The sequence below is a fragment of the Cupriavidus sp. 8B genome, assembly GCF_054589115.1.
Map to the genome: position 1 here is coordinate 77,397 of NZ_BAAILO010000172.1, position 26,183 is coordinate 103,579.

At 66.0% G+C, this 26,183-nt stretch carries 23 protein-coding genes, 1 tRNA gene and 1 pseudogene; 10 read left to right on the forward strand and 15 right to left on the reverse strand.

The features are described 5' to 3' along the window. Positions 1–69 precede the first annotated feature (69 nt). Positions 70–1,383, forward strand: a complete 1,314-nt coding sequence (paeA, locus tag ACYP5B_RS17225; RefSeq protein WP_400092488.1) for a polyamine export protein PaeA — start codon at positions 70–72, stop codon at positions 1,381–1,383. A gap of 157 nt (positions 1,384–1,540) precedes the next feature. On the opposite strand, the pseudogene ACYP5B_RS17230 reads toward paeA, so the two are convergent. From ACYP5B_RS17230 to ACYP5B_RS17265, 8 genes and pseudogenes are all read right to left on the reverse strand, one after another. Continuing rightward, a pseudogene (locus tag ACYP5B_RS17230) lies at positions 1,541–2,380 on the reverse strand (phosphatase PAP2 family protein); the annotation flags it as partial. A 4-nt stretch (positions 2,381–2,384) separates the two neighbouring features. Beyond that, a complete protein-coding gene (locus tag ACYP5B_RS17235) occupies positions 2,385–3,254 on the reverse strand; it encodes a DUF1653 domain-containing protein (protein ID WP_459570489.1) in 870 nt (289 codons plus the stop codon). A gap of 381 nt (positions 3,255–3,635) precedes the next feature. Continuing rightward, a complete protein-coding gene (locus tag ACYP5B_RS17240) occupies positions 3,636–3,923 on the reverse strand; it encodes a hypothetical protein (protein ID WP_400092485.1) in 288 nt (95 codons plus the stop codon). A gap of 496 nt (positions 3,924–4,419) precedes the next feature. Then, positions 4,420–4,509, reverse strand: a tRNA-Ser gene (locus ACYP5B_RS17245). A 78-nt stretch (positions 4,510–4,587) separates the two neighbouring features. Then, the gene (serS, locus tag ACYP5B_RS17250) at positions 4,588–5,892 is read right to left on the reverse strand and encodes a serine--tRNA ligase (RefSeq protein ID WP_400092553.1); all 1,305 of its coding nucleotides are present in this window, start codon (positions 5,890–5,892) and stop codon (positions 4,588–4,590) included. A gap of 157 nt (positions 5,893–6,049) precedes the next feature. Next, the gene (locus ACYP5B_RS17255; RefSeq protein WP_400092483.1) at positions 6,050–7,417 is read right to left on the reverse strand and encodes a replication-associated recombination protein A; all 1,368 of its coding nucleotides are present in this window, start codon (positions 7,415–7,417) and stop codon (positions 6,050–6,052) included. A 117-nt stretch (positions 7,418–7,534) separates the two neighbouring features. Further along, on the reverse strand, positions 7,535–7,783 hold the full coding sequence (locus ACYP5B_RS17260; protein ID WP_459570490.1) for a hypothetical protein: 249 nt from the start codon (positions 7,781–7,783) through the stop codon (positions 7,535–7,537). Between the two features lie 271 nt (positions 7,784–8,054). Further along, complete coding sequence (locus ACYP5B_RS17265) at positions 8,055–9,116, reverse strand: ABC transporter ATP-binding protein (RefSeq protein WP_400092479.1); 1,062 nt, start codon at positions 9,114–9,116, stop codon at positions 8,055–8,057. 200 nt (positions 9,117–9,316) lie between these two features. Here ACYP5B_RS17265 and ACYP5B_RS17270 point away from each other — a divergent pair, with 200 nt between their 5' ends. Both ACYP5B_RS17270 and ACYP5B_RS17275 read left to right on the forward strand, forming a co-directional pair. Next, entirely contained in the window at positions 9,317–10,969 is a 1,653-nt protein-coding gene (locus tag ACYP5B_RS17270) for an ABC transporter permease (protein ID WP_459570491.1), read from the forward strand. A 222-nt stretch (positions 10,970–11,191) separates the two neighbouring features. Next, positions 11,192–11,872, forward strand: a complete 681-nt coding sequence (locus ACYP5B_RS17275; RefSeq protein WP_459570492.1) for a hypothetical protein — start codon at positions 11,192–11,194, stop codon at positions 11,870–11,872. Between the two features lie 69 nt (positions 11,873–11,941). On the opposite strand, the gene ACYP5B_RS17280 is transcribed toward ACYP5B_RS17275, so the two are convergent. From ACYP5B_RS17280 to ACYP5B_RS17295, 4 genes are all read right to left on the reverse strand, one after another. Then, positions 11,942–12,976: a Fe(3+) ABC transporter substrate-binding protein gene (locus tag ACYP5B_RS17280; protein WP_400092476.1), complete on the reverse strand. Its 1,035-nt coding sequence runs from the start codon at positions 12,974–12,976 to the stop codon at positions 11,942–11,944. Between the two features lie 235 nt (positions 12,977–13,211). Continuing rightward, a complete protein-coding gene (locus ACYP5B_RS17285; protein WP_267605826.1) occupies positions 13,212–13,631 on the reverse strand; it encodes a hypothetical protein in 420 nt (139 codons plus the stop codon). Between the two features lie 8 nt (positions 13,632–13,639). Further along, on the reverse strand, positions 13,640–14,278 hold the full coding sequence (gene lolA / locus ACYP5B_RS17290) for an outer membrane lipoprotein chaperone LolA (RefSeq protein WP_267605825.1): 639 nt from the start codon (positions 14,276–14,278) through the stop codon (positions 13,640–13,642). A gap of 133 nt (positions 14,279–14,411) precedes the next feature. Then, positions 14,412–16,736 (reverse strand): DNA translocase FtsK, encoded by a 2,325-nt coding sequence (locus ACYP5B_RS17295; RefSeq protein WP_400092474.1) that lies wholly within the window; start codon positions 16,734–16,736, stop codon positions 14,412–14,414. 171 nt (positions 16,737–16,907) lie between these two features. Between ACYP5B_RS17295 and trxB the strand changes: the two genes are divergently transcribed. The 3 genes from trxB (at position 16,908) to ACYP5B_RS17310 (ending at position 19,397) form a co-directional block, all read left to right on the forward strand. Beyond that, complete coding sequence (gene trxB, locus ACYP5B_RS17300) at positions 16,908–17,855, forward strand: thioredoxin-disulfide reductase (protein ID WP_267605823.1); 948 nt, start codon at positions 16,908–16,910, stop codon at positions 17,853–17,855. Between the two features lie 203 nt (positions 17,856–18,058). Further along, positions 18,059–18,742: a Smr/MutS family protein gene (locus ACYP5B_RS17305; RefSeq protein ID WP_459570493.1), complete on the forward strand. Its 684-nt coding sequence runs from the start codon at positions 18,059–18,061 to the stop codon at positions 18,740–18,742. A 13-nt stretch (positions 18,743–18,755) separates the two neighbouring features. Beyond that, positions 18,756–19,397 (forward strand): trimeric intracellular cation channel family protein, encoded by a 642-nt coding sequence (locus tag ACYP5B_RS17310; protein ID WP_318237542.1) that lies wholly within the window; start codon positions 18,756–18,758, stop codon positions 19,395–19,397. Positions 19,398–19,502: 105 nt separating this feature from the next. Here ACYP5B_RS17310 and glnK read toward each other — a convergent pair whose 3' ends face one another. Further along, positions 19,503–19,841 (reverse strand): P-II family nitrogen regulator, encoded by a 339-nt coding sequence (gene glnK, locus ACYP5B_RS17315; protein WP_006162803.1) that lies wholly within the window; start codon positions 19,839–19,841, stop codon positions 19,503–19,505. Positions 19,842–20,158: 317 nt separating this feature from the next. Between glnK and ACYP5B_RS17320 the strand changes: the two genes are divergently transcribed. After that, entirely contained in the window at positions 20,159–21,325 is a 1,167-nt protein-coding gene (locus ACYP5B_RS17320; protein ID WP_400092469.1) for a GNAT family N-acetyltransferase, read from the forward strand. A 15-nt stretch (positions 21,326–21,340) separates the two neighbouring features. Here the strand turns inward: ACYP5B_RS17320 and ACYP5B_RS17325 are convergent, their stop codons facing one another. Then, on the reverse strand, positions 21,341–21,895 hold the full coding sequence (locus ACYP5B_RS17325) for a cytochrome b (protein WP_400092467.1): 555 nt from the start codon (positions 21,893–21,895) through the stop codon (positions 21,341–21,343). 179 nt (positions 21,896–22,074) lie between these two features. After that, positions 22,075–22,602 (reverse strand): inorganic diphosphatase, encoded by a 528-nt coding sequence (gene ppa / locus ACYP5B_RS17330; RefSeq protein ID WP_006162794.1) that lies wholly within the window; start codon positions 22,600–22,602, stop codon positions 22,075–22,077. A gap of 189 nt (positions 22,603–22,791) precedes the next feature. On the opposite strand from ppa, the gene ACYP5B_RS17335 reads away from it, so the two are divergent. From ACYP5B_RS17335 to ACYP5B_RS17345, 3 genes are all read left to right on the forward strand, one after another. Beyond that, complete coding sequence (locus ACYP5B_RS17335) at positions 22,792–24,228, forward strand: aldehyde dehydrogenase family protein (protein ID WP_459570494.1); 1,437 nt, start codon at positions 22,792–22,794, stop codon at positions 24,226–24,228. Next, on the forward strand, positions 24,221–24,463 hold the full coding sequence (locus tag ACYP5B_RS17340) for a hypothetical protein (protein ID WP_267605804.1): 243 nt from the start codon (positions 24,221–24,223) through the stop codon (positions 24,461–24,463). The genes ACYP5B_RS17335 and ACYP5B_RS17340 overlap by 8 nt, the downstream gene beginning before the upstream one ends. 116 nt (positions 24,464–24,579) lie before the next feature. Then, a complete protein-coding gene (locus ACYP5B_RS17345) occupies positions 24,580–25,884 on the forward strand; it encodes an MFS transporter (protein ID WP_267605802.1) in 1,305 nt (434 codons plus the stop codon). The last annotated feature ends 299 nt before the right edge of the window (positions 25,885–26,183 follow it).

Genomic DNA, 26,183 nt, shown 5'->3' on the forward strand with positions numbered 1-26,183 from the left:
CAGAATTTGACAGTACCGTGCACCGTGCACCATCATCAAAGCGCCTGAACGGTGCCCCCCCCAAAACCTATGTTCGCCCTTATCCTGCTTCTCCTTATCCTGATCAGCGCCTTCTTCTCGATTTCCGAGATCGCGCTGACCGCAGCGCGCCGCACCAAGCTGCAGGTGCTGTCGGAGCGTGGCGACCGCCGCGCCACCAAGATCATGCTGCTCAAGGAGGAGCCGGGCAACTTCTTCACCATCGTGCAGATCGGCGTCAACAGCGTGGCCATCCTGGCCGGTATCGTCGGCGAGAAGCATGTCTCCGACCTGCTGCAGACGGCACTGCTGCCCTACCTGGACGTGGTCACTACCCAGCGCATCGCCAATGTCGGCTCTTTCCTGATCGTCACCCTGCTCTTCATCCAGTTCGCCGACCTGATCCCCAAGCGCATCGCCATGACGTTTCCCGAGGCCTGCGCGCTGGTGGTGATCGGGCCGATGCTCACGCTCATCAAGATCTTCAAGCCGCTGGTCTATGTGTTCAACGGCGCCGCCAACGCCACCCTGCACGTGTTCGGCGTGCCCACCAAGCACATCGACCAGATCACCACGGAAGACATCGCCGCCATGGTCGATGCCGGGGCGGAGGCCGGCGTGCTGCACAAGCACGAGATCCACCTGATCGAGAACGTGTTCGAGCTGGACGCGAAGAACGTCACCGCGGTGATGACCCCGCGCGACGATGTGGTCTACATCGGCCTGGACGAGTCCGCCGACAGCCTGCGGCGCAAGCTGGTCAACTATCCGCAAGCACAGTATCCGGTGTGCGGGCACAACCTCGATGACGTGCTGGGCTATATCGATTCGAAGGACATCCTGCAGATGTTCCTCGCCGACGATTCCACCGGCGTGATCGGCAACATCGGCAATATCGGCAAGCACCACGACAAGAATGTGCTGGTGATCCCGGACACGCTGACGCTCACCGAATCGCTCACGCGCTTTCGCGAGATGCACCAGAATTTTGCGGTGGTGATGAACGAGTATGGACTGGTGGTGGGCATCGTCACGCTGGACGATATCGTTGGCGCGCTGATGGGCAACATCATCTACTCCACCGAAGACGAGCAGATCGTGCGGCGCGACGAGAGTTCGTGGCTGGTCGACGGCGTGACGCCGCTGGTGGACCTGAAGAAAGCGCTGGAGCTCGATGAGCTGCCCGGCGAAGACTACGTCGACACCGCCGCCGGGCTCGTCATCTACACGCTCAAACGGATCCCGAAGAAATCCGAAGCGATCGAGGCCGCGGGATTCCGCTTTGAGGTGCTGGACATCGACCATCACAAGATCGATCAGTTGCTGGTCTCGCGACTGCCGCCGGCGGAGCCGTTCCAGCCGTAAGCGCGCGGCGATAGCGCTCGACCGTGGTGGGCAACTGGAACACCACGATCCAGGCCCCGACCACCACCACCGCCGCGGCGGCGACCGCGCCCAGGCGCAGCGGCGCCAGGCGCTCCGGCGCATGCAGGGTAACGTACGCGGTGCCCAGCAGCACGATCCAGGCAAAGCCTAGCGCGCAGCCCGCCAGCACGTCGGACAGCCAGTGCATGCCAAGGTAGAGCCGCGACAGGCAGATCAGCGTCACCACCACCGCCGTCAGCGCGACCACCGGCATCCGTACCTGCCACGGCTGGCGCAGGCACAACAGGAAAGCCAGGAAGCCGTAGGTCACCATGCTGCTGGTGGCGTGGCCGCTGGGAAACGAGAACGACTCCAGGCCGCCGTAGATGCTGGCCGGCCGGCTGCGCTCAAGGGCGAGCTTGAGCACCATCACGCAGGCGCGCGCGCCAACCAGCGCCCCCACCCAGTACGCCGCCGCCACCCAAGTCCGGCGCCACGCCAGCCAGCCAAAGACCGCCACGCCCACCGCCACGGACACCCGCGCGCCGCCCAACTCGGTCAGCGCCACCATGGCCGTATCCAGCCAGCCTTGCTGCCATGCGCGAAGCTGCGCGAACACCGCCTGGTCCACCTGCACCAGTGGCGCGCCTTCGGCGATGGATTCACCCAGCCACAGCAAGGCGGCAGCGCACGCCAGCAACAGCACTCCGCCCACCGCCAGCACGAGCAGCTCGACGATATCGCGCTCCAGCAGGCTGGCAACGCGCGGCCACGGCTTCGTGGCGCGTACGCGCAGCGCGTCGCGGCCACGCAGCCGCGCGGCATCGAGCCGGCGCACCAGCGGGCGGATGACCAGCAGCAGGCCGCGCACCACGCAGAGCAGCAACAGCGCGAACAAGGCGAGAAGGCCCACCACGCCCAGCGCGGTTGCCGGTGTGAGCCAGGGCGCGCCAGCGGGCTGGACCACGGCGAGCGCTTGAACGGGAGCAGCCACCATCGGCTCAGCCCCCCGCCGCCATGCGCGCGATATTGGCGCGTGCCGGCGCTTCGCAATCGGCAAAGGCGGGCGTCGCGAACAACTGCGGCCGCTGCGCCATCGCCTGCAGGAAAGCGATCCGCCGCTGCATGAATGCCGCGTACAGGGCATCGCCGGACAAGCCTGTGCGATTGGCCAGCAGCGCCTTGTTTTCCTCGAACACAGCGAGAGTCCAGGCGTCGAATTCCGCTTCAGGCGCAGCCAGCCGAGACAGGTCCAGATCCAGCACCGCCTCGGACTCCGGCACCGACGCACGATGCCCGCACGTATCCATCACGATGCGCGCGGCCAGCGCTGTCACCGCCGCATCGACCCCGCTCACGATGGTTTCGATCAACCCGGCCGATGCCGCTTCGTTATGCTCGCAACCCGGCACGTAGACCGCGTCGTGGAACAGCACGGCAAGCGCCTGCGCTGGCGCAAGCGCAATGCCGCGCGCCTGCGCCAGCGCAAACATCTCCAGTACATGGCGGCGATCGTGGTAATGCCGGTAAGGCGCGTCGTAGCAGGCCAGCACCTGCAGCACGGTCGCGCGCGGCAACCAGTCCAGGCAAGCCAGCGCGGCCGGCCAGTCTGGCGCGAAACGCGGCTGCGTGCCCTGCGGCGTGGCCACGCTTTCGCTGAATACGTCCAGCGGCCGCACCCACAACCGGGAGCGATCCCGCATCGACTCGTACACCACCACCCGCGACAGGTCCGACTCGATCACGCCGAGCCCGACGATGGCATAGGCACCGCCCTTGTAGTGGCGAAAGGGCATGCCATGCAGATAGTCGGAGGACGCATCGGCGCCGGGCAAGGCGTGCGGGGAAGGCTGGTAAGAAGACTGTGTCATGAGCGGCTGTTCAAATCGGAGCAGCGTCATGATAGTGCATTGACTGCGCGGGGCCGGTTGCGGGCCCCGCGCGGGTGCGCAGGGTTGACTGCGTGGTTGACTGCGGGTTGGCTAAATTACTTGCGATGCGTGCGCTGACGCATCGCGCCAGGTTCAGCCATCTTCGGGTCCTTCTGAGAAACCTCCTGCACCTCGCTCTCCTTGCTGTGCCGTTTCTCTATGCGGATATTCGGGGACGGCCGCTTCGAATTGGAGTGAGCGTTCCGGCTCATGCCTTACCTCCATTCTGGTCGACGTGGCGGTTGCCACTTAACCAATATAGAGGTCCGGCACCCAGGTTGCCATGTCCGGCGCGCTTCGAAGCCCAGGCACTGCCATCGATTACGCCACGCCTCCCTCGCCACGCTGGGCGGCCAGTTCACTCAACACCAGCGTCTCGCGAGCCAACCCGGCCGCCAAAGAAAAGACACCGTTCTGGATTTCCTGTTTTAGTGCGCTGAAGGTATCGCCAGAGGCCGCATATTCGCTAATCATGAACAGCAATCCATAGAGCTGCGCGGCACGCTCGGCGGCCAGACTCAAAGGATCCTCGAGCGAGGTGCGTGTAGTGACAAACATTGCCGACTCGGCGTGTTCGGCTGTGATGCCGTAGCGGCAGTGCTTACCCATGGCACGCCTCCTGGAGCCTGGCCTGCGTGCGACGTGAGCCTAAGGGGAATGTTGGGTGTTTCGATTGCCTTTGATGGGCGAGGAAAACCTGGGGCATGGTGCTGCCTCCTTTTCATGCGGTTTCGATCCCCCACCCCGACGCCAATCGGGGTGGGCGGGCGCAAGGCAAGGTTGGCGTACCGGCGAAAAGGATCCGGCGAGCCCGAAGGCTCCCCTGCCCAGGCCCGCCCAATGAAAAGCGCGCAGAGGCAAAACGGACGTAAAAAATCGCCTGGCGGCGACTGTCCGCCTTTTCGTTCGGGACGCCAATCCCGATCGCTGTGGTTGCAGCGATGAGCAGAGTATATCGCGCGAGCTGGCTCAGTGACCTGTGCAACGATGCCTGCCGCCATCGTGCCGCGCGTTGTGCCGCGCATTGTGCAGAAAACGCGCGAACCGTACCCCCAAAGCAAAAGCCCCACGACTCTGTGAGGAATCGTGGGGCTTTGCGTACTGCTGGCGGAGAGGGTGGGATTCGAACCCACGGTAGGCTCGCACCTACGCCTGATTTCGAGTCAGGTACATTCGACCACTCTGCCACCTCTCCGGTAACTGGGTCGCTTGTCGCGAAGAACAAGATTATAGAGGAAACCTTGTTTGCCCCGCAAGCCCCTCGCGTGAAAAATTACGCCTCGGGCTCAAGGCGCGCCAGGCCGCCCAGATACGGCTGCAATGCGGCCGGCACCGTCAGCGAACCATCGGCGTTCTGGTAGTTTTCCAGGATCGCCACCAGCGTGCGGCCAACCGCCAGGCCGGAGCCGTTGAGCGTATGCAGCAGTTCCGGCTTGCCCTGGCCCGCACGGAAGCGGGCCTGCATGCGGCGGGCCTGGAAGTCGCTCATGTTCGAGCAGGAGCTGATCTCGCGGTAGGTGCCCTGCGCGGGGATCCACACTTCGAGGTCATAGGTCTTGGTGCTGCCAAAGCCCATGTCGCCGGTGCACAGCACCACGGTGCGGAACGGCAGGTCGAGCTTCTTCAGGATAGCTTCGGCGTGGCCGGTGAGCTGCTCCAGCGCATCGAACGAGTGCTCGGGCTGCACCACCTGCACGAGCTCGACCTTGTCGAACTGATGCTGGCGGATCATGCCGCGCGTGTCGCGGCCGTAGGAGCCGGCTTCCGAGCGGAAGCAAGGCGTGTGGGCAACGAAACGCAGCGGCAGCTTGTCGCCGGCCACGATGGCGTCGCGCACGATGTTGGTCAGCGGTACCTCCGCCGTGGGGATCAGGTAGAAGTTCTCGATGCGCTCGCCCTCTTCACTGCCGACCTTGCGCGGCACCTTGAACAGGTCCTCTTCGAACTTGGGCAGCTGGCCGGTGCCGCGCATCGATGCGGCATTGACGATGTAGGGCACGTACATCTCGGTGTAGCCGTGCTCGATCGTGTGGGTGTCCAGCATCAGCTGCACCAGCGCGCGGTGCATGCGTGCGATGCCACCGCGCAGCATGGCGAAGCGCGAGCCCGTGACCTTGCTCGCGGTATCGAAATCCAGCCCGAGGCGCTCGCCCACGTCGACATGGTCCTTGACCTCGAAGTCGAAGCTGCGGGGTGTGCCGACGCGGCGCACTTCCACGTTGCCGGTCTCATCCCGGCCCACCGGCACGCTTTCGTGCGGCAGGTTGGGGATGGCCTCCAGGATATCGGCGAGCTGGGCCTGGATTTCGTCCAGGCGCGCGGCCGATGCCTTGAGGGCATCGCCGATGCCGCCGACTTCGGCCATCACCGCGGAGGCGTCCTCGCCCTTGCCCTTGAGCATGCCGATCTGCTTGGAGAGGCTGTTGCGGCGCGCCTGCAGTTCCTCGGTCCGGGTCTGCAGTTGCTTGCGCTCGGCTTCGAGTGCCTGGAAGGCCGCTACGTCGAGTTGGAATCCGCGCGTGGCAAGGCGTTGCGCCACGGCGTCGATGTCTTTGCGGAACAGCTGGATGTCTAGCATGTTGCGTGTGAGGGCAGGTGCATTGGCCAGCGACATGCTGGCGGATCCGGCATTTTACTGTACTGGCCGGGGCTGACACCGTTGCGCCGACTGGAGAACAGGCTGGCGGATCGCCCGCTGTTCGCGAGGACACGCCGCCGGGCAACGGCGATGCGCGCTATTGGGCCCCGCCGCCGTCGCCACCGTCGTCGTCCCTGCCCCTGCCTTTGCCCTGCTGCCGGTGCCATTGCGCGTCAAGATCTCGCAGGTGGCGCAGCTTGTCGCCGATCTTGCCTTCCAGCCCGCGCGGCGTGGGCTTGTACCAGCCCGGGCGCTTGAGGTCGTCGGGGAAGTAGTGCTCGCCGGCGGCATAGGCTTCGGGCTCGTCGTGCGCGTAGCGGTAGGCGTGGCCGTAGCCGAGTTCTTTCATTAGCTTGGTCGGCGCATTGCGCAGGTGCACCGGCACGCCGCGCGACTTGTCCTTGGCCACGAAGGCACGCGCGGTGTTGTAGGCGTTGTAGCCGGCATTGGACTTGGGCGCCACGGCCAGGTAGATCAAGGCTTGCGCCAGCGCGAGCTCGCCTTCGGGCGAGCCCAGCCGTTCGTAGGTTTCGGCGGCATCCAGCGTGATGCGGGCGGCACGCGGATCGGCCAGGCCGATGTCCTCCCACGCCATGCGCACGATGCGCCGCGCCAGGTAGCGCGGATCGGCGCCGCCGTCGATCATGCGGCAGAACCAGTACAGCGTGGCATCGGGATCGGAGCCGCGCACGGACTTGTGCAGCGCGCTGATCTGGTCGTAGAACGCGTCGCCGCCCTTGTCGAAGCGGCGCAGGTTCTCCGACAAGGCGCTGCCGAGCAACGCGTTGTCGATGACCGGCGCGTTGGCACTGCGCGCGGCGCGCGCCACGATCTCGATATTGTTGAGCAGCTTGCGGCCATCGCCATCGGCCGAGGCCACGATCAGCTGCAGCGCCTCTTCCTCCCACTGCAGGCCGCCCAGCTCTTCGCTGGCGCGCCGCGCCAGTTGCGTCAGCTCCGCGTCGTCCAGGCTCTTGAGCACATACACCGCGGCGCGCGACAGCAATGCGCCGTTGACCTCGAAGGACGGGTTCTCGGTGGTGGCGCCGATAAAGGTGAACAGCCCGCTTTCCACGTGCGGCAGGAAGGCGTCCTGCTGGCTCTTGTTGAAGCGGTGCACCTCGTCCACGAACACCAGCGTGCGCCGTCCGTGGGCCCGGTATTGCTCGGCACGCTCGACTGCCTCGCGGATGTCCTTGACGCCGGACAGCACCGCCGACAACGCGATGAACTCGGCATCGAAGGCCGTGGCCATCAGCCGCGCCAGCGTGGTCTTGCCCACGCCGGGCGGGCCCCACAGGATCATGGAATGCGGCTCGCCGGACGCGAACGCCACCCGCAGCGGCTTGCCGGCGCCAAGCAGGTGTTGCTGGCCGATCACCTCGTCGATATTACGCGGGCGCAGGCGCTCGGCCAGGGGTTGTTGGGAACGATCGGGAGCTTCGGAAAACAGCGTGTCCGCCACGGTATTCAGGCCTTTATGTCAGGTCAGGCGCGCACGGTGCGTGCCCGCTGCGCCTAGGAACCTGACAGTGTAGACCATCGCGCGCGGCGGGCCGCGCAGCCCGCCACGGCTGGCGAATCAGCGCGCGGCGCGCTCATTGCGCGTGAAGGCATCCAGCACGCCAGCACGCTCGATGCCCACGCGCGTGCGCCAGGCCGTCACCGCGCCCGCGCCGGCATCGCGCAGTGCCAGCTGCACCGCCGGAGCGGGGTTGTCCTGGATGGTCACGCCGTTGGCGCGCATGCGCGCGGCGTTCTCTGCCAGGCGGGTGCCCAGGCGGGCCCACTGCTTTTGCTCGGTCGCCTGCGCGGGCGTCCACCGAGGCACGCAAAGCGGGCGGCAAGGCCAGCAGCAGGCCGCTGCGCAGGCATTGGCGGCGCAGCGGCCTGGATGCGCACTTCAGGGAAGAAAACATGATGAGAGTCCTGGCATCGGGAGGTAGTGAGGCCATGAAGCCATGAAGCCTTGAAGCCTTGAAGCCTTGAAGCCTTGAAGCCTTGAAGCCTTGAAGCCTTGAAGCCTTGAAGCCTTGAAGCCGTCGTGTCGGGAAAGACAAATCAGTAAGCAAGCAAGCTGCCAGGACCCTTGGGGCGTGCGCTCAGCCGCGCCGGAACGCCACCACGTCGTCAACCTCCACGCGAATGCCGATGTGTTCGCCTAGCGCATGATCGTGGTGCGAAGGCACCAGCGACAGTACCTGCCCGCCGCCGGCCAGGCGCAGGGTGTACAGGATCTCTGCGCCGCGAAAGGCCTTGTGCAGTATCTGGGCACGCAGCGGGCTGTCGTCGTCGTGGACGATATCGTCGGGGCGGATCAGCACATCGACCTCTGCCGTGGCAGGCGGAACGCCCAGCGGCTCGTTGCTGTGCAGCGTGCCGAGTTCCAGCGTGACCGAGTGCGGGCTGGCAAGCTGGCCCGGCATCAGCACGCCCTGCCCGATGAAGTCCGCGACCACGCGCGTGGCCGGCCGGTGATACAGGTTGTGCGCGCTGTCCCACTGCTCGATGGCGCCGGCGTGCATCACGCCGATCTCGTCGGCCATGGCAAAGGCCTCGTACTGGTCGTGCGTGACCAGGATGGCGGTGGCGCCCTGGGCCTTGAGGATGTCGCGCACCTCCAGGCTCAAGCGCTCGCGCAGCTCGATGTCAAGGTTGGAGAACGGCTCGTCGAGCAGCAGCAACTCCGGCTTTGGCGCCAGTGCGCGAGCCAGCGCCACGCGCTGCTGCTGGCCGCCCGAGAGTTCATGCGCAAACTTGCCGCCGGATCCGGCCAGGCCCACCAGCGCGAGCATTTCTTCGACCCGCGCCGCGCGTTCGCCGCGGCGCACGGCATGCAGCCCGAAGGCCACGTTGTCCGCCACGCTCAGGTGCGGGAACAAGGCGTAGTCCTGGAACACCATGCCGATGCGCCTGTGCTCGGGCGCCACGGCAAACCCTGGCGACGACATCACCTGCCCTTGCAGCAGGATGCGGCCTTCGCGCAGCGGCTCGAAACCCGCGATGGCGCGCAGCACGGTGGTCTTGCCGCAACCGCTGGGGCCGAGCAGGCAGGCGATGCTGCCGCGCGCGAGGGTGAAGGACAGGTCGTTGACAACGCGCTGGCTGCCAAAGCCATGGTGGATGCGATCGACCTCGATCACGATATCGGATCGTGCTGGCATGGATGAATTGGAATGCGGGTGGCCTGGCATGCCGAGCATTATATGGACGCAGGCCCTTGATGTCTGTCACATGCGGATGTGTCGCCCTGCGTACCCGCATTGCTAGAATGCGGGACTGGCCTCGCAAGGCCTGCCGACCGAGCCCTGCCGCCGGGCCTCGACCTGTCCCGCACCAAACCCACCACCCAATCCGCTGCCGCATGATCCTGCTTCGCCCGAGCCGTACCCGCCGCCTGCACCCGCTAGCCCTGGTTGCCGCCCTGGCCGCGCTGCTGATCGCCCTGCCGATCGCGCAGGTGGCCGGCAGCCTGCTCGTGCCCAGCGGCGACACCTGGCGGCATCTGGCCGACACGGTCCTGGCCGAGTACGTTGGCAACACACTGTGGCTGCTGGCCGGGGTCTGCGCCGGCGTGCTGCTGGTAGGCGTGCCCACCGCGTGGCTGGTCAGCACCTACCGGTTCACCGGGCGGGCCTGGCTGGAATGGGCGCTGGTGCTGCCGCTGGCGATGCCGGCTTATGTCATTGCCTACGCCTATACCGATGCCCTGCAGTTCGCCGGCCCGGTGCAAAGCTGGCTGCGCGAAGTGACCGGCTGGCGTGCGCGCGAATACTGGTTCCCCGATATCCGCTCGCTGGGCGGCGCCATCGTGCTGTTCACGCTGGTGCTCTACCCCTATGTCTACCTGACCGCGCGCGCGGCCTTCCTGCAGCAGACGCTGAACACGCTGGAAGCGGCAAGGCTGCTTGGCTATGGCACCTGGGGCAGCATCTGGCGCGTGATGCTGCCGCTGGCGCGGCCCGGCATTGTGGCCGGCACCGCGCTCGCGCTGATGGAGACACTGGCCGATTTCGGCACGGTGGCCTATTTCGGCATCCCGACCTTTTCCACGGGCATCTACCGCGCCTGGTTCTCGCTGGGCGACAAGAACGCGGCAGCGCAGTTGTCGGCCTGCATGCTGCTGTTCGTGATCGGCATCCTGCTGGCCGAGCGCGCCAGTCGCGGCCGCGCCCGCGTGCACGGCGGCCAGCGCCGCGCGCCGGCCTACCGGCTGCACGGCTGGCGTGCCGCGCTGGCGTTGCTGGTAGGCGTGGTGCCCGTGCTGCTGGGCTTTGCCATCCCGGCGCTGATGCTGTGCAAGATGGCGCTGGCCGAAGGCGACGCGCAGTTCGGCCCGCGCTTTATCGGCCTGGTGCGCAACAGCTTCGCGCTGGCCAGCGTCACCGCGCTGATTGCGGTGCTGGCAGCGCTGGTGATCGGTTATGCGGGGCGCGGCATGGCCGCCGGCCGGGGCTGGCTGCTGCGCGCGCTGACGCGGGTGTGCGGCATGGGCTATGCCCTGCCCGGCTCGGTGGTGGCGGTCGGCGTGCTGGTGCCGGTGGCGCGGCTGGACAATGCCATGTCGGCCTGGCTGCAGCAGCATCTGGGATGGTCGGCCGGGCTCCTGCTGACCGGCGGCATTGCCGCGCTGGTCTATGCCTACCTGGTGCGCTTTCTGGGCGTGGCGCTGCAAACCGTCAACGCTGGCCTGGTCAAGATCACGCCGGGCATGGACGCAGCGGCGCGCAGTCTTGGCCACGGCCCCGGCGCCACGCTGCGGCGCGTGCACCTGCCGATGCTGCGCGGCAGCCTGCTGACCGCGGCGTTGATCGTCTTCGTCGATGTCATGAAGGAGCTGCCGGCCACCTTCGTGATGCGGCCGTTCAACTTCGACACGCTGGCCGTGCAGGCCTACAACCTGGCCTCCGACGAGCGCCTGGCCGAGGCCGCCACCGCCTCGCTGGTGATCGTGGCGGTGAGCCTGCTGCCGGTGATCCTGCTGTCGCGCTCGATACGGCGGGATGCGCGGGAATAACCGGCGGACATAGCAGACGGGAATAGCTTGCGAATTTTCCTAAAGATCTTCAACGTATTGCCGATATCCCCCTAGTCCGAAGCTGCGCCCCGGCTCGCCGCGCCCTTTCTCGCGCGAGCCAAAGCGGTCTGCCCCCGCCGCTGGCGTGCTTCGCGCCGCATCATGACTGTGCCGGCCGCAATCCTTGCCCGGCATTTGTTCGCCGCGTTTTCAGGGAGTGTTATGCAGCTTCGTTACCGCATGCTCGTGTTCAAGCTGAACCGGATGACCCGGCAAGACCGGATCAGCGCAGTCGAGGAAATCGCCCTGGCGGGCCAACTGGCTGAACAGCTGGAAAAACCTGGCATGGTCGAGCGCCTGGTGGCGGACCTGTTCGATCACGAGAACTCCCATGTCAGGCGCATCGCGCTCAACGCGGTAAGGCGCGCGCACGGTTACCGCCAGGCCGATATCTCGCTTGCCCTGCTGCGCAAGCTCGGCGACCCGGAGCCGTGGCTGCGCCATGACGCCGCCTGGGTCCTCCACGAGGCCGGGCTGGACAGCCCGCATATCCGCGCGGCGCTGCGCCAGCTTGCCGGGCCGGTCATGCTGCCCTACGACATGAACCGAGCCAAGGCCAATCCCTCGGATGCGCTGCTGCACGCCCAGGTGCGCGCGCGGCAGGCGCTGGACGTGCTGCTGGCGCGCCAGACCGCGGGTGCGGTGGTGGCCAAGCTCCCGTATGCGGCTGGCACGTTGGGCCACACGCACAAGAAGCGGCGCGAGCAGTTGAAGATGACCTTCGAGAAGCACAGGGAACGCGGCGCAAAGCTGAACTTCCGGCGCCTTGAAAATGGCGAAGGCAGCGAGGGCAAGGCCGCCAAGCGGCCCGGGGCCAAAGCCAGGCCAGTACCCAAGCCGTAAATGGGAAATGGCGGCTCGCGCCGCCATTTCCGCCCCGCCAGCCAGGTCGCGCTGACGCCTTCTTGCTTCTTACTTGTACCCAGCCTTGTCCGCCAGCTTCTGCGCTTGCGGCTGGTGCTTGCCCAGTTCGGCCACGTTGATCTTGTCCGCCTTGAAGCTGCCCAGGGCTTCCAGCGCCGCATTGCTGATCTTCACGTTTTCCACCACCGGCCACTCATTGTTGCCATCGGCAAAATAGCGCTGCGCTTCGTCGCTGGCCAGGTACTCCAGGAACGCACGCGCCGACTCCTTGTTGGGCGCATGCTTGAGCATGCCGCCGCCGGAGATGTTCATGTGCACGCCCTGGCTGGCCTGGTTGGGCCACAGCACGCCGAGCTTTTCCGCCACGGCCTTGTCCTCGGGCTTGGTCGACTTGAGGATACGGGCGATGTAGTAGGTGTTGGCCACCGCGATCTCGCACTCGCCCGCTGCCACCGCCTTGAGCTGGTCGGTGTCCCCGCCCTTGGGCGCACGGGCCAGGTTGGCCACCACGCCGCGCGTCCATTGCTCGGTCTTGGCCTCGCCGTCATGGGCGATCAGGCTGGACATCAGCGACAGGTTGTACACGTGGCCGCTGGAGCGGATGCAAAGCTTGCCCTTCCACTTGGGATCGGCGAGATCCTCGTAGGTCTTGATGTCGCCGGGCTTGACCGTGGCCTTGTTGTAGGCGATCACGCGGGCCCGCGCCGAGAAGCCGAACCAGTCGCCGTTCGGGTCGCGGTAGTTGGCGGGAATGCGCGACTCCAGCACGCTCGACTTGAGCGGCGCGAACACGCCCGCCTGCTGGGCCCGCCACAGCCGGCCAATGTCGACGGTGATGAACACATCGGCCGGGCTATTGGCACCCTCGCTCTTGATGCGCTCCAGCAGCGGGTCTTCCTGGCCCTCGATGCGGTTGATCTTGATGCCGGTCTGCTTGGTGAAGTTGGCGTAGAGCGCTTCGTCGGTCTGGTAGTGGCGCGCGGTGTAAAGGTTCAGCACCTTCTCCTGGGCGGACACGGCGAGCGGCAATGCCAGAACGGCGAGCGCGGCGGCGCGCGGCAGCAAGCGGCGGAATACGGTCATGACTCTCCCCCTTCGATGATTGTTGTATGCCGTCCTGAAGATGCCTTGGATGCATCTTTGGCAAGACAAGTGAGAAACAGAACAATAATCATTCCTGTTTCCGGGGTCAAGTTACAACGTTGTCATTTTTCTCGCAGCGAGTCCGGGAGTGTAAAAGTGATGATTGAGACGCACGCCGGAATGGCAGAGCCCGCCGGGGCTGCCATCACGTCCCGGCGCTATCCACGCATCACATTCAAGTGCTGGCGCGCTCCACCAATGCCTTCATGGCATCGGCCGGAAGCGGCCCATGGCAGGTCCGTTCGCCACCGTTCTTGCTGACCACCAGCCACACGTTGGCCGGGGCGCCGGCCGGATGCAGCAGCCAGGCGGGCCCGCGTCCGCTGCCGGCGGGCGGCAGCCCTTCCAGCACGCCGCTGGTGACCGACTGCAGCAGCACGGCGCAATCGTTGGCGCTGGCCTGCGTGGCGGAGAGGAAATCCGGGTTGGCCAGCACTTCCGGCAGCGCCGTATCGGAGGCACGCAGGAAGGCATCCACGTCGAACTGCTTGCTGGCGCCGGGGCTGGCGCACGCGGCCAGCAGCGCGGCAGCGCCAATGCCGGCAATGGCACCGCCACGGCGCCAGGCCGGCAGCGCAAGGAATGCGGGGATCATGGGGCGCCTCATTGCTTGAGCACATCGGCGCCCTTGGGCACCGCGAACCGGAAGGTGTCGGCCGGCAGCACGGGGTTCTTCTGCATCGCGCTGAAGGTCAGCAGCGTGGTGTTGCCGAAGGCATCGCGCAACTCCATCGCTTCCAGGTTGCCGCTCTTGAAGCCGATGCCGATGCGCTCGAACTGCGTGTCCTTGGCCCTGGGCGTAAGCTCAAGCCACTCCACGCCATCGCGCGTGGGGCCGTTCTTCACGACAAAGTTCTTTTCCAGGTCATTGCTGCCGAACAGGATCGCGGCGGGGCTGGAACCCAGGGCGCCATCGAGCTTGCGCTCGGTGACCTGGTTGAGGTCCTTGTCGTAGATGTAGAGCGTCTGGCCGTCGGCCTGCAGCAACTGGTCGTAAGGCTTGACGTAGCGCCAGGTGAACTTGCCGGGGCGCGAAAAAGCGAACGTGCCGCTGGATGTGCTGGCCACCTTGAGGCTGTCGCCCTGCCCCTTGACCTGGCGCTGGGTGAATTCGCCCTTGGCGCTCTTCACGCCCGCCACGAAGGCCTGGAGCTGGTCGGTGCCGGCCGCCATGGCCGCCGTCGCTGTCAGCGACAGCATGGCCGCCGCGGCGCACGCCGACACGAGAATGCGGATTCGCATGGTGTTGTCCTTGCTGGGTTGGAGGATGCGCACCGCCGGGGCGGCTGCGCTGCCTGTCCGGTTAGAGCGGCGCACGGGCGCCGGATTCCGCAACGATGTGCTTCGCACGTAACAGCATGTTACGCGCGGCAGCTTATTCTTCCTCGCGGGCCGTGCCGGCCGGGGCCAGGATGTCGCGATTGCCGTTGCCCGACATGGCGGAGACCAGGCCGGCCTTCTCCATGTCCTCGAGCAGCCGCGCGGCGCGGTTGTAGCCGATGCGCAGGTGGCGCTGCACCAGCGAGATCGAGGCTCGGCGGTTCTTCAGCACCACGTCGACTGCCTGGTCGTAGAGCGGATCGGCCTCACCGCCGCCGCCAATGCCAGCGCCGCCGCCCATGCCATCGCTGCCCAGGTCGCCCTCGGCCACGCCGCCTTCGAGGATGCCCTCGATGTAGTTGGTCTCGCCGCCTTCCTTGAGCTTTTCGACCACGCGGTGCACTTCATCGTCGGAGACAAAGGCGCCGTGGACGCGGATCGGCACGCCGGTGCCCGGCGCGAGGTAGAGCATGTCGCCCATGCCGAGCAGCGCTTCCGCGCCCTGCTGGTCGAGGATGGTGCGCGAATCGATCTTGCTGCTGACCTGGAAGGCGATGCGGGTTGGCACGTTGGCCTTGATCAGCCCGGTAATCACGTCGACCGACGGGCGCTGCGTGGCCAGCACCAGGTGGATGCCTGCGGCGCGGGCCTTCTGCGCGATGCGCGCGATCAGCTCTTCCACCTTCTTGCCCACCACCATCATCAGGTCGGCCAGCTCGTCGATGACGATCACGATCATCGGCAGCTTTTCGAGCGGCTCTGGCGCGTCCGGGGTCAGGCTGAACGGATTGGGGAGCTTTTCCTCGCGCGCCGCGGCTTCGTCGATCTTCTTGTTGTAGCCGGCCAGGTTGCGCACGCCCAGCTTGCTCATCAGCTTGTAGCGCCGCTCCATCTCGCCGACCGCCCAGTTCAGGGCGTTGCCGGCCTGGCGCATATCCGTCACCACCGGGCACAGCAGGTGCGGGATGCCTTCGTAGACGCTCATTTCGAGCATTTTCGGATCGATCAGGATCAGCCGCACCTGCTCGGCCTTGGCCTTGTAGAGCAGCGACAGGATCATGGCGTTGATGCCCACCGACTTGCCGGAGCCGGTGGTGCCGGCCACCATGCAGTGCGGCATCTTGGCGAGATCCGCCACCATGGGCTTGCCGGCGATGTCCTTGCCCAGCGCCATGGTGAGATTGGATGCGCTCTCGTTGTAGACCTGCGAGCCGAGGATCTCGGACAGCCGCACCGTCTGGCGCTTGGGGTTGGGCAGTTCCAGCCCCATGTAGACCTTGCCGGGTATGGTTTCCACCACCCGGATGGAGACCAGCGACAGCGAACGCGCCAGGTCGCGCGCCAGGTTGACCACCTGGCTGCCCTTGACGCCGGTGGCCGGCTCGATCTCGTAGCGGGTGATAACCGGGCCCGGGTAGGCCGCCACCACCTTGACCTCGACGCCAAAGTCCTTGAGCTTCTTCTCGATCAGGCGCGAGGTGAATTCCAGCGTTTCCGCGCTCACCGTTTCCTGGTGGGTCGGGATGGGGTCCAGCAGCGCCAACGGCGGCAGGTCGGAGTCCTGGATATCGGCGAACAGCGGCTGCTGCTTCTCGCGCTCCACGCGCTCGTGCTTGGGCACCGCCTGCGGCCGCACGATCTGCACCGGCGCGGCTTCCTCGATCTTGACCCGCTGCACCTCCACGGTTTCGGTGCGCACGACCTTGGCCGCCTCGCCGATGATGCGGTCCTGCTTGCTCTCCCGGCGCGCCTTGAAGCCGAGGAAGAGCGTCTCGACGAAGCCGCCCACGTGCTCGGCCACCGACAGCCACGAGAAATGGAAGAACAGCGACAGGCCGATGGCCAGCGTCAGCAAGAGCAGCAGCGTGGCGCCGGTAAAGCCCAGCGCCATCTGCATCCAGCCGCCCAGCAGGTCGCCCAGCACGCCACCGGGGGCGCGCGGCAGCGCGGCGCGCAGCGGGTACATGCGGATGGCTTCCAGCCCCATGCTGGCGATCAGCGACAGGCCAAAGCCGATCCAGCTCACCACCAGGCCCTGCCGGGCCTCGCCGGTGCGCTCGGGCAGCTCGGCGGTCAGCGCGCGCCAGCCGCGCCAGCAGCGGCGCACCAGCAGCACGGCCCACCAGTAGGCCGAGAAGCCGAAGACGAAGAACAGCACGTCGGCCATCCAGGCGCCCACGCGGCCGCCGAGGTTGTGGATGTCGGCTACCTGGTTGGCGTGCGACCAGCCGGGGTCCGCCTTGCTGTAGCTGGCCAGGATGCAGACGAAGGCCAGTGTGACCGCCAGCAACAGGAACCAGCGCACTTCGCCCAGCAGCTTGCCGATGCGCGAGGGCAGCGCGGAAGGATCGGTACGTGTTGTGGTAGTAGCTCGGGCCATGCCTTGGGTCTGGGTTGCCGTTTGAAGAGGGTGGTGGCGGCCATTTTAACCTTGGCCGGGGCTATCGCTCTCATTGGAATTTGCAACAGTGAGCAAACGCCGGTCCACTTATAATGCTGGTTTCGATTCACGCTAGTGCGCATCAAGGCGCACCAGCCTTAGGAAAGCATCATGGCCAAACACGCAAAAGTGCTGATTCTCGGTTCCGGCCCCGCCGGCTATACCGCCGCCGTCTACGCGGCCCGCGCCAACCTGCAGCCGGTGCTGATCACCGGTCTGGCCCAGGGTGGCCAGCTGATGACCACCACCGACGTGGAAAACTGGCCCGCCGACGCCAACGGCGTGCAAGGCCCGGAACTGATGCAGCGCTTCCTGGAGCATGCCGAGCGCTTCAATACCGAAATCATCTTCGATCACATCCATACGGCCAAGCTGACCGAACGCCCGATCCGCCTGGTTGGCGATGCCGGTGAATACACCTGCGATTCGCTGATCATCGCCACCGGCGCCTCGGCCCAGTACCTTGGCCTGCAGTCGGAAGAGCTGTTCATGGGCCGCGGCGTGTCGGCCTGCGCCACCTGCGACGGGTTCTTCTACAAGAACCAGGAAGTGGCCGTGGTCGGCGGCGGCAACACCGCGGTGGAGGAAGCGCTCTACCTGTCGCATATCGCCAGCAAGGTCACCCTGATCCACCGCCGCGACAAGTTCCGCGCCGAGCCGATCCTGGTCGACCGCCTGCTCCAGCGCGAGAAGGAAGGCCGTATCGCAATCCGCTACAACACCGTGCTGGACGAGGTGGTGGGCGACGAATCGGGCGTGACCGGCATCAAGTTGCGCGATGCCCAGGGCGATAAGACCGAAGAGCTCAAGCTGGCGGGCGTGTTCATCGCCATCGGCCACAAGCCCAATACCGACCTGTTCGAAGGCCAGCTCGACATGAAAAACGGCTACATCGTGACCAAGACCGGCTTGGCCGGCGATGCCACGGCCACCAGCATCCCGGGCGTGTTCGCTGCCGGCGACGTGCAGGACCACATCTATCGCCAGGCGATCACCAGCGCCGGCACGGGCTGCATGGCAGCGCTGGATGCGCAGCGTTACGTGGAAGCCCTGCAGTAAAGAGACTAAGGCTGCTGACAAACCTGTAGCATCAGCCGAAGCCGCCGAACAGGCCAAAGCCGCGCGCCATGACGACGGCTGTCTCCCTCTCCCCTCAGGGGGAGAGGGGAGCACGACAACGCAGAGCCGGCTTTGTCGGCAAGCTGAGACAAAGGCCTGCCCTGCCCACCCTATAATCACGCCGAGCACCCCGGAGAGACTCCATGACGCACGGCGCCAAGAAATCCGCCAAACCCGCCAGCCAGCCCAAGCGTTTCGGCCTGACCGACCTGTCCGGCCTGCGCGACTCCCTCAAGGCCGACACCGAGCGGCGTGAAGCCGAGCGCCGCGCGGCGGACGAAGCGGCGCAGCGCGCCCGCGAAGAGGCCGACGTATTCCGCAGCAGCGTAGGCAACGTCAACACCCTGCGCGACCGCAACCGCGTCAACCCCGCCCCGCGCCACCCCGCGCCCGTGCCGGTACAAACCCAGCTGGACGACAAAGCCGTGCTGGCCGCGTCGCTTTCCGACGAGTTCGACGTCGAAAGCCTGCTGGATACTGATGAAACCCTGTCGTTCCGCCGCCCCGGCATCGGCATGGACGTAGTCAGGAAACTGCGCCGCGGCGAATGGGTGCCCCAGGACAAGATCGACCTGCACGGCCTGCGCAGCGACGAAGCGCGCGAGGCGCTGGCCGAGTTCGTGCGGCGCTCGGTCAAGCGTGGCGTGCGCTGCGTGCGCGTGATCCACGGCAAGGGCAACGGCTCGCCGGACAAGACGCCCGTGCTCAAGGGCAAGGTGCGCAGCTGGCTGGTACAGAAGGAAGAAGTGCTGGCCTTCGTGCAGGCACGTGGCGCCGAGGGTGGCGCCGGCGCGTTGATGGTGCTGCTGCGCCAGCCGCACGCCTGAGACGGCGCGCACGATGCATCTGCCGCTCGATCTCCTGATGGGGCGGCTGCCCCTGATCCTGCATGTCATGGAAGTGGTGGGCGTGCTCGCCTTTGCCGTCTCCGGCGTGGTCGATGCGCGCAAGCAGCGCTTCGATGCCGTGGGCACTTTCGTGGTGGCGTTCGCCACCGCCTTCGGCGGCGGCACGGTGCGCGACGTGCTGCTGGACCGCCGCCCCTTCTACTGGGTCGACCACGAAGGCTATGTGATCCTGATCTTCGTGATGTCGCTCGGCGCGTCGTTCGTGCTGCGCGTGGTCAGCCGGGTAGCGTCCGAGCGCACCATGATCACGGCCGATGCAATCGGCCTGGGGCTGTTTTCCGTCACCGGCACATCGCTCGCGCTGGTGGCGCAGATGACCCCGACCGTGGCGGTCATGATGGGCATCATCTCTTCGGTGTTCGGCGGCGTGGTGCGCGACGTGCTGTGCAACGAGGTGCCGATGATCCTGCGTGACCGCTCGCCTTATGCCACCTGCGCTTTTGTCGGCTGCTGGGTCTATGTTGGCCTGACCTGGATGCGGGCCGAGCAGGAACTGGCCCTGCTGGCGGGCGCCATCACCATCACGGCGGCGCGCCTGCTGAGCGTGCGCTTCGGCTGGAAGCTGCCGAGCTAGGCAGTGCCGAGCCGGGCAACAACGCCCGCGGCAATCCCGGCGCCCCCTCCCGTGGGACCGCCAGAATTGCCCGCCGGCGCTTGAACGCTAAAAAAGCCTGAACGCTTAAACGGCGGCTTCGTCCTGCTCGCCCGTACGGATACGGATCACGCGCTCGATCTCGGTCACGAAGATCTTGCCGTCGCCGATCTTGCCCGTGTGCGCTGCCTTGACGATGGCATCCAGCACGGTGTCGAGCTGGTTCTCGGCAACCACGACCTCGATCTTGATCTTGGGCAGGAAGTCGACCACATATTCCGCGCCGCGATACAGCTCGGTATGCCCCTTCTGGCGGCCAAAACCCTTCACCTCGGTTACCGTCAGGCCGGTCACGCCGACGTCAGCCAGCGCCTCGCGCACTTCGTCCAGCTTGAACGGTTTGATGATGGCGGTAATCTGCTTCATATTGGCCCCTTATATAGTCGTTGGTTAGTGAGAGATTTTAGCCTGCCTGCCAGCGGCCGGATGTGGCCTGCCGCACCGCGCCATTTCCGGTAGACTCAACCGTCGCCCCACCCGCCTCCCGCGGGCGCGGCGCGATCAGCCGTATCGCCCGTATCGGCCGTATCGGCCACGCCGGAACAAGGGCCTGCCCAAGGGCAGCGCCAATGATGAGCGAATCTAGCGCAATGCAGTCTGAATCTTTCAAGCCCGGCTCCGACCAGCCTGATGCGGCCACCCCAGGGGCGGCTGCGGCACAAGGCGGACAGGAACACGAGCGGATGGAGAATTATCGCACGCAGATCGTTTTCGATCTGTCCGAGCTGCCCGAAGCCGAATGGGACGCCTTGGTGGCGGCCCAGCCCGGGGCCACGCCGTTCTTGCGCCACGCCTTCCTGCATGCCATGCATGCCAGCGGCAGCGCCTGCGACGAGACCGGCTGGAGCCCGCGCTACCTGACGCTGTGGGCGCCGCGCGCCGAGGGTGGCGAGCGCCTTGCGGCGGCCATGCCGCTGTACGCGAAGTCGCACTCTTATGGGGAGTACGTGTTCGACTGGGCCTGGGCCGACGCCTACGCGCAGCATCGCCTGCCCTACTACCCCAAGCTGCTGTCCGCGCTTCCCTTCACGCCCGTACAGGGCGCGCGGCTGCTGGCCGAGGACGAAGACGCGCGCGGCTACCTGCTGCAATGTGCGCTGGCGCTGGCGGAACAAAGCCAGTTGTCTTCCCTGCACGTGCTGTTTCCCGACGAGCATGAGGCCGAGCTGATGCAAGACGCCGGCATGCTGATGCGCCACGGCGTGCAGTTCCACTGGACCAACCCGGGCTATGAGAGCTTCGAAGCGTTCCTAGCCACGCTCTCGCAAAAGAAACGCAAGAACATTCGCGCCGAACGGCGCCGCGTGGCCGACGCCGGCATCACCTTCCGGCAACTGCGTGGCCCCGAAATCGGCGAGGCGCAATGGCGCTTTTTCAACCGCTGCTACCGGCAGACGTACCGCGAACACCATTCGACGCCCTACCTGAACCTGGATTTCTTCCAGCGCATCGGCGCCGCCATGCCGGAGAACCTGCTGCTGGTGGTGGCCGAGCGTGCCGGCCAGCCGATCGCCGCATCGCTGGTGGTCTACGACGACAACCCGGCGCGCAGCACCCTGTTCGGGCGCTACTGGGGCGCGCTCGAGCACCACCCCTGCCTGCATTTCGAGACGGCTTACTACCAGCCGCTGGAGTTCTGCATAGCCCAGGGCATCCGCACCTTCGAAGGCGGCGCCCAGGGCGAGCACAAGATGGCGCGGGGCTTCCTGCCGGTGGCGACCCGCTCCGCCCACTGGCTGGCGCATCCGTCCTTTGCCGATGCCGTGGAACGCTTCCTGGTGCGCGAGCGCCAGGGCATCGACGCCTACCTGGACGAACTCAACGACCGCACGCCGTTTGCACGCAGCTAAGGCCAGCTTGGCGCATCACCGCCACATGCGACGCAGCGTGTTATCGCCCAGCATGTAGTGGTGGAACAGCGCGGCGATGGCATGCAGCCCGATCACCGTGTAGAAGGCGGTGCCCAGCGTGCCGTGGATTTCCTCGAGGATGTCTTTCAGGTCCCGGCTTTGCGCCACCAGCGCGGGCAGTTCGACGCCAAGCCCCGGCACCGTCAGCAGGTGGCCGCCGGCGTTGAGGGCCAGCAGGCCCAGCACGGGCTGCGCGAAGATGAACAGATAGAGCACAAGGTGCATGGCACTGCCCAGCAGCTGTATCCAGCGCGGACCAGGCTCGGGGGCCGGTGCGCCGCGCACCAGGCGCCACAGCAGGCGCGGCACGGCCAGGACGAACACCAGGGCCCCAGCCCAAGTGTGCACTGACATCGACAAGGCTTGGGAGGCGCTGCGCTCGGGCAGAAAGCCCTCCAACTCGATCGCGCTGTACGCAGTGGCAATCAGCAGGACCACCGCCCAGTGGAAGAACACCGCCGGGCCGGAATAACGCGCCATGGTGGACGGCGTCGAAAAGGTAGCGGACATGGGGAATTGGCAGTCTGCCTGCCTGGTTGTTCTGTGATTGAAGCTTAACGCACCGGCTTTATGGCATCTTTGGTTTCCATCAAGCCTGGCGCAACAAAAAACCCCGCCGCAGCGGGGTTATTCAGCATCGGTTCAGCCACGCGCCGGAATCCGGCATGACTGAGCGCGAAAGCGGATGCTTACTTGGTGTAGTTCGCCACGCCGTCGGTGATTTCCTTGTGGGCTTCTTCAATGCCGGCCCAGCCTTCGACCTTGACCCACTTGCCTGCCTCGAGTGCCTTGTAGTTCTCAAAGAAGTGCTTGATCTGGTCCAGCAGGTTCTGCGGCACATCCGACAGGCCCTTCATGAAGGCGGTGGCCGGCGACAGCTTGTCCAGCGGCACGGCGATCAGCTTGGCATCCACGCCCGACTCGTCGGTCATCTTGAGCATGCCCAGCGCGCGGCAACGCACCACTGCACCAGCCAGGATCGGGAACGGCGAGAGCACCAGCACGTCGACGGGGTCGCCATCGCCCGACAGGGTCTGGGGAATGAAGCCGTAGTTGGCCGGGTAGCGCATGCCGGTGCCGATGAAACGGTCGACGAAGAGCAGGCCGGTTTCCTTGTCGGCTTCGTACTTCACCGGATCGCTCTGGGCGGAGATTTCGATGATGACGTTGAAATCGTTCGGGATGTCCTTGCCGGGGGAAACGAGGTTGAAGCTCATGCTTGCTCTCCAGATGCCTGTGTTTGAGGATGGCGGGCATTATAGCGGTTCGAAGCTGACCCAGGCCTGACGTTCGCGTGCCTTGCACGCCGCGCGCGGTGAGTGATAATGACGAATTGTCCGACAGACGCATCGACAGGCGCATTGCCCGCCACAACCAGGCAGTCGCATCCAGCCGGAGCCATTCCAATGCACGCCCAGCACTTCGTTGCCAACCGCCTGATCGCGCCGGACTCCGGCTTGCGCATCAAGGTATTCGACCCCTCCAGCGGCGAGCCTTTCGCCGAAATCGCCCGCGGCAACGCGGTCGACATCAACGTGGCCGTCCACGCAGCCCGCCAGGCCGCCGAAGGCGCCTGGGGCGCAATGGCGCCCGCCGAGCGCTCCCGCCTGCTCAACCGCGTGGCGCTCACCCTCATCGAGCACGAAGCCGAACTCGCCGCGCTGGAAGCGCGCGACACCGGCAAGCCCTTGCGCCAGGCCACCGCCGACGCGCGCGCCGTGGCGCGCTACTTCGAGTTCTATGCCGGCGCGGTCGACAAGCTGCACGGCCAGACCATCCCTTACCAGCCCGGCTTTACCGTACTGACAGTGCGCGAGCCGCATGGCGTGACCGGCCACATCATCCCGTGGAACTACCCGCTGCAGATCTTCGGGCGCAGCGTGGGCGCGGCGCTGGCCACGGGCAATGCCTGCGTGGTCAAGCCCGCCGAAGACGCCTGCCTGTCGCTGCTGCGCGTGGCGGAACTGGCGGCCGACGCCGGCCTGCCCGAAGGCACGCTGAACATCGTCACCGGCTATGGCCATGAGGCTGGCGCCGCGCTGGCGCGCCACGCCGGCATCAACCACATCTCCTTCACCGGCTCGCCGCAGACCGGCAAGCTGATCGCGCAGATGGCGGCCGAGAACCACGTGCCGGTCACGCTGGAGCTTGGCGGCAAGTCGCCCCAGATCGTATTTGCCGACGCCGACCTCGACGCGCTGGTGCCGGTCATCGTCAACGGCATCGTGCAGAACGCGGGCCAGACCTGCTCGGCCGGCAGCCGCGTGCTGGTGGAACGCCCTCTCTACAACGCCGTGCTCGACCGCCTTGCCACGGTGTTCGAATCCTTGCGCGTAGGGCCGTCCGAGCTGGACCTGGAATGCGGCCCGCTGATCAACCGCAAGCAGCAGCAGCGGGTCTGGGACTTCGTCTCCGACGCGCAGCACGCCGGCATTACCGCCATGGCGCAAGGCCAGATCGTCGCGGAAGCGCCGGAGTCCGGCTATTACCAGGTGCCGATGCTGTTCCGCGACGTGCCGCCCACGCACCGGCTTGCGCAGGAAGAAGTGTTTGGCCCGCTGCTGGCGGCCACGCCGTTCGACACCGAGGCCGAAGCCATCGCGCTCGCCAACGGCACGCCCTACGGCCTGGTCGCCGGCATCTGGACCCGCGATGGCGCGCGCCAGCTGCGCCTGGCGCACAAGCTGCGCGCCGGCCAGGTCTTTATCAACAACTACGGTGCCGGCGGCGGGGTAGAGCTACCTTTTGGCGGCAGCGGGCAGTCCGGCTACGGCCGCGAGAAGGGCTTCGAAGCCCTGTACGGATTCACCACACTGAAAACCATCGCAATTCAACATGGGTAATATCAACTTCCTGTCCGTCGCCTTCGCCATTTTCTTCTTCTGGATGGCGTGGCACGTCAGAAACAAACGTGCCACCAACCCCTCGGCCATGCCCCGCCTGCAAGTCTTCAAGCGCAAATGGGGCGACAGCGTGGGCGACCGCGTGCACTGGTGCCTCTACGTGGCGCTGCCCTTCCTGCTGGCGCTGATGATGGTCGCCAACGCGCTGCGCGGACGCGGCCCGTTCTCCCACTAGGAACATGCCAGGACATTTTCCTGGGCGCCGCATGCGGCAAGCGGCGCCCACCCAGCGGTATCGTGCAACCCAAAAAAACAGATCCATGTAGATCTACAGACCCAAGAGGAGACCGCATGACAACGACCGCAGTACACTCCGGCGTGGCCGATCCCGCGTTCGAGGACGCCACCTACCGCAAGGTGACCTTGCGCCTGGTGCCATTCCTTTTGCTTTGCTACGTGGTGGCGTACCTGGACCGCGTCAACGTAGGCTTCGCCAAGCTGCAGATGCTCGGCGACCTGAAGTTCAGCGAGACCATCTACGGCCTCGGCGCGGGCATCTTCTTCATCGGCTACTTCCTGTTCGAAGTGCCCAGCAACGTGATCCTGCACAAGGTCGGCGCGCGCATCTGGATCGCGCGGATCATGATCACCTGGGGCGTGATCTCGGCGGCGATGATGTTCGTCACCACGCCGACCATGTTCTACGTGCTGCGCTTCCTGCTAGGGATTGCCGAGGCCGGCTTCTTCCCCGGCATCATCCTCTACCTGACCTACTGGTACCCGTCTCACCGGCGCGGGCGCACCACCACCTTCTTCATGACCGCGATCGCGCTCTCCGGCGTGATCGGCGGCCCGCTGTCGGGCTGGATGATGCAATCGTTCGACGGCCGCAACGGCTGGTCCGGCTGGCAATGGATGTTCCTGCTCGAAGGCATCCCGTCGGTGCTGGTAGGGCTGGTGGTGCTGGCCTACCTGGACGACCGCATCGTCCACGCCAAGTGGCTGAACAACGAAGAGAAAGCGCTGCTCCAGCGCAATATCGCCGCCGAGGACATGCACAAGGAAGACGCGCCCATCGGCAAGGTGCTGTCCAGCCCGCGCGTGTGGCTGATGAGCGCGATCTACTTCAGCTTCGTGATGGGCCTGTACGGCGTGAGCTTCTGGCTGCCCACCATCATCAAGCAGACCGGCGTGAAGAGCCCGCTGGACATCGGCTTGCTTACCGCCATTCCCTACGGCTGCGCGGTGGTCGGCATGGTGCTGGTGGCCTACAGCGCCGACCGCACCCGCGAACGCCGCTGGCATATCGCCGTTCCCGCGCTGCTGGGTGCCGTTGGCCTGGTGCTGTCGGTGCAATGGCACAACAATACCGTGCTGGCACTGCTCGGCCTGACGCTGGCCACCATCGGCATCCTGACCACCCTGCCCCTGTTCTGGAGCCTGCCGACGGCATTCCTGGCAGGCACGGGCGCGGCCGCGGGGATTGCGCTGATCAACTCGCTGGGGAACCTGGCCGGGTTTATCAGCCCCTACGCCGTAGGCTGGCTGAAGGACCTGACGCAGAGCACGGACTCCGGGATGTACCTGCTCGCAGCCTGTCTGGTGGTGGGTGCGGCACTGACACTTTCGGTGCCGGCGCGGATGGTGAACAAGTAAGAGAACGAGGGCGAGCGCCACATCGAGCGCCCGCCCTCTCCCCCAGCCCCTCTTCCGCAGGCGGGAGAGGGGAGCCAACCAGCGGCAAGATCAACCAACTGGTGTAGCCGTGATTCCCGCCCAAGGGGCGGGAATCACCCACGCGCGATGCGAAGCGAGCCGTCAAGGTTTACCTAGGCCGTATGGGGCGCCTCGGGATTCGGCGAAAAGAGCGGAAAAGAGGGACCCGTGTCTGAGTATCGCCTTAAGGCGATGCGAGTTTGGGTCCCGGCCGCTCTTTTCGTCGAATCCCGAGGGGG

Excerpts from the sequence above, each read along its gene's own strand:
- ACYP5B_RS17320 (WP_400092469.1), top strand. The coding sequence starts at position 20,159 with ATGGAGAATTATCGCACGCAGATCGTTTTCGATCTGTCCGAGCTGCCC.
- ACYP5B_RS17310 (WP_318237542.1), top strand. The coding sequence starts at position 18,756 with ATGCATCTGCCGCTCGATCTCCTGATGGGGCGGCTGCCCCTGATCCTG.
- ACYP5B_RS17295 (WP_400092474.1), bottom strand. The coding sequence starts at position 16,736 with ATGGCCCGAGCTACTACCACAACACGTACCGATCCTTCCGCGCTGCCC.
- glnK (WP_006162803.1), bottom strand. The coding sequence starts at position 19,841 with ATGAAGCAGATTACCGCCATCATCAAACCGTTCAAGCTGGACGAAGTG.
- ACYP5B_RS17305 (WP_459570493.1), top strand. The coding sequence starts at position 18,059 with ATGACGCACGGCGCCAAGAAATCCGCCAAACCCGCCAGCCAGCCCAAG.
- ACYP5B_RS17270 (WP_459570491.1), top strand. The coding sequence starts at position 9,317 with ATGATCCTGCTTCGCCCGAGCCGTACCCGCCGCCTGCACCCGCTAGCC.
- ACYP5B_RS17345 (WP_267605802.1), top strand. The coding sequence starts at position 24,580 with ATGACAACGACCGCAGTACACTCCGGCGTGGCCGATCCCGCGTTCGAG.
- ACYP5B_RS17340 (WP_267605804.1), top strand. The coding sequence starts at position 24,221 with ATGGGTAATATCAACTTCCTGTCCGTCGCCTTCGCCATTTTCTTCTTC.
- paeA (WP_400092488.1), top strand. The coding sequence starts at position 70 with ATGTTCGCCCTTATCCTGCTTCTCCTTATCCTGATCAGCGCCTTCTTC.
- lolA (WP_267605825.1), bottom strand. The coding sequence starts at position 14,278 with ATGCGAATCCGCATTCTCGTGTCGGCGTGCGCCGCGGCGGCCATGCTG.
- ACYP5B_RS17275 (WP_459570492.1), top strand. The coding sequence starts at position 11,192 with ATGCAGCTTCGTTACCGCATGCTCGTGTTCAAGCTGAACCGGATGACC.
- ACYP5B_RS17240 (WP_400092485.1), bottom strand. The coding sequence starts at position 3,923 with ATGGGTAAGCACTGCCGCTACGGCATCACAGCCGAACACGCCGAGTCG.
- trxB (WP_267605823.1), top strand. The coding sequence starts at position 16,908 with ATGGCCAAACACGCAAAAGTGCTGATTCTCGGTTCCGGCCCCGCCGGC.
- ACYP5B_RS17265 (WP_400092479.1), bottom strand. The coding sequence starts at position 9,116 with ATGCCAGCACGATCCGATATCGTGATCGAGGTCGATCGCATCCACCAT.
- ACYP5B_RS17280 (WP_400092476.1), bottom strand. The coding sequence starts at position 12,976 with ATGACCGTATTCCGCCGCTTGCTGCCGCGCGCCGCCGCGCTCGCCGTT.
- ACYP5B_RS17335 (WP_459570494.1), top strand. The coding sequence starts at position 22,792 with ATGCACGCCCAGCACTTCGTTGCCAACCGCCTGATCGCGCCGGACTCC.
- serS (WP_400092553.1), bottom strand. The coding sequence starts at position 5,892 with ATGCTAGACATCCAGCTGTTCCGCAAAGACATCGACGCCGTGGCGCAA.
- ACYP5B_RS17235 (WP_459570489.1), bottom strand. The coding sequence starts at position 3,254 with ATGACACAGTCTTCTTACCAGCCTTCCCCGCACGCCTTGCCCGGCGCC.
- ppa (WP_006162794.1), bottom strand. The coding sequence starts at position 22,602 with ATGAGCTTCAACCTCGTTTCCCCCGGCAAGGACATCCCGAACGATTTC.
- ACYP5B_RS17325 (WP_400092467.1), bottom strand. The coding sequence starts at position 21,895 with ATGTCCGCTACCTTTTCGACGCCGTCCACCATGGCGCGTTATTCCGGC.
- ACYP5B_RS17285 (WP_267605826.1), bottom strand. The coding sequence starts at position 13,631 with ATGATCCCCGCATTCCTTGCGCTGCCGGCCTGGCGCCGTGGCGGTGCC.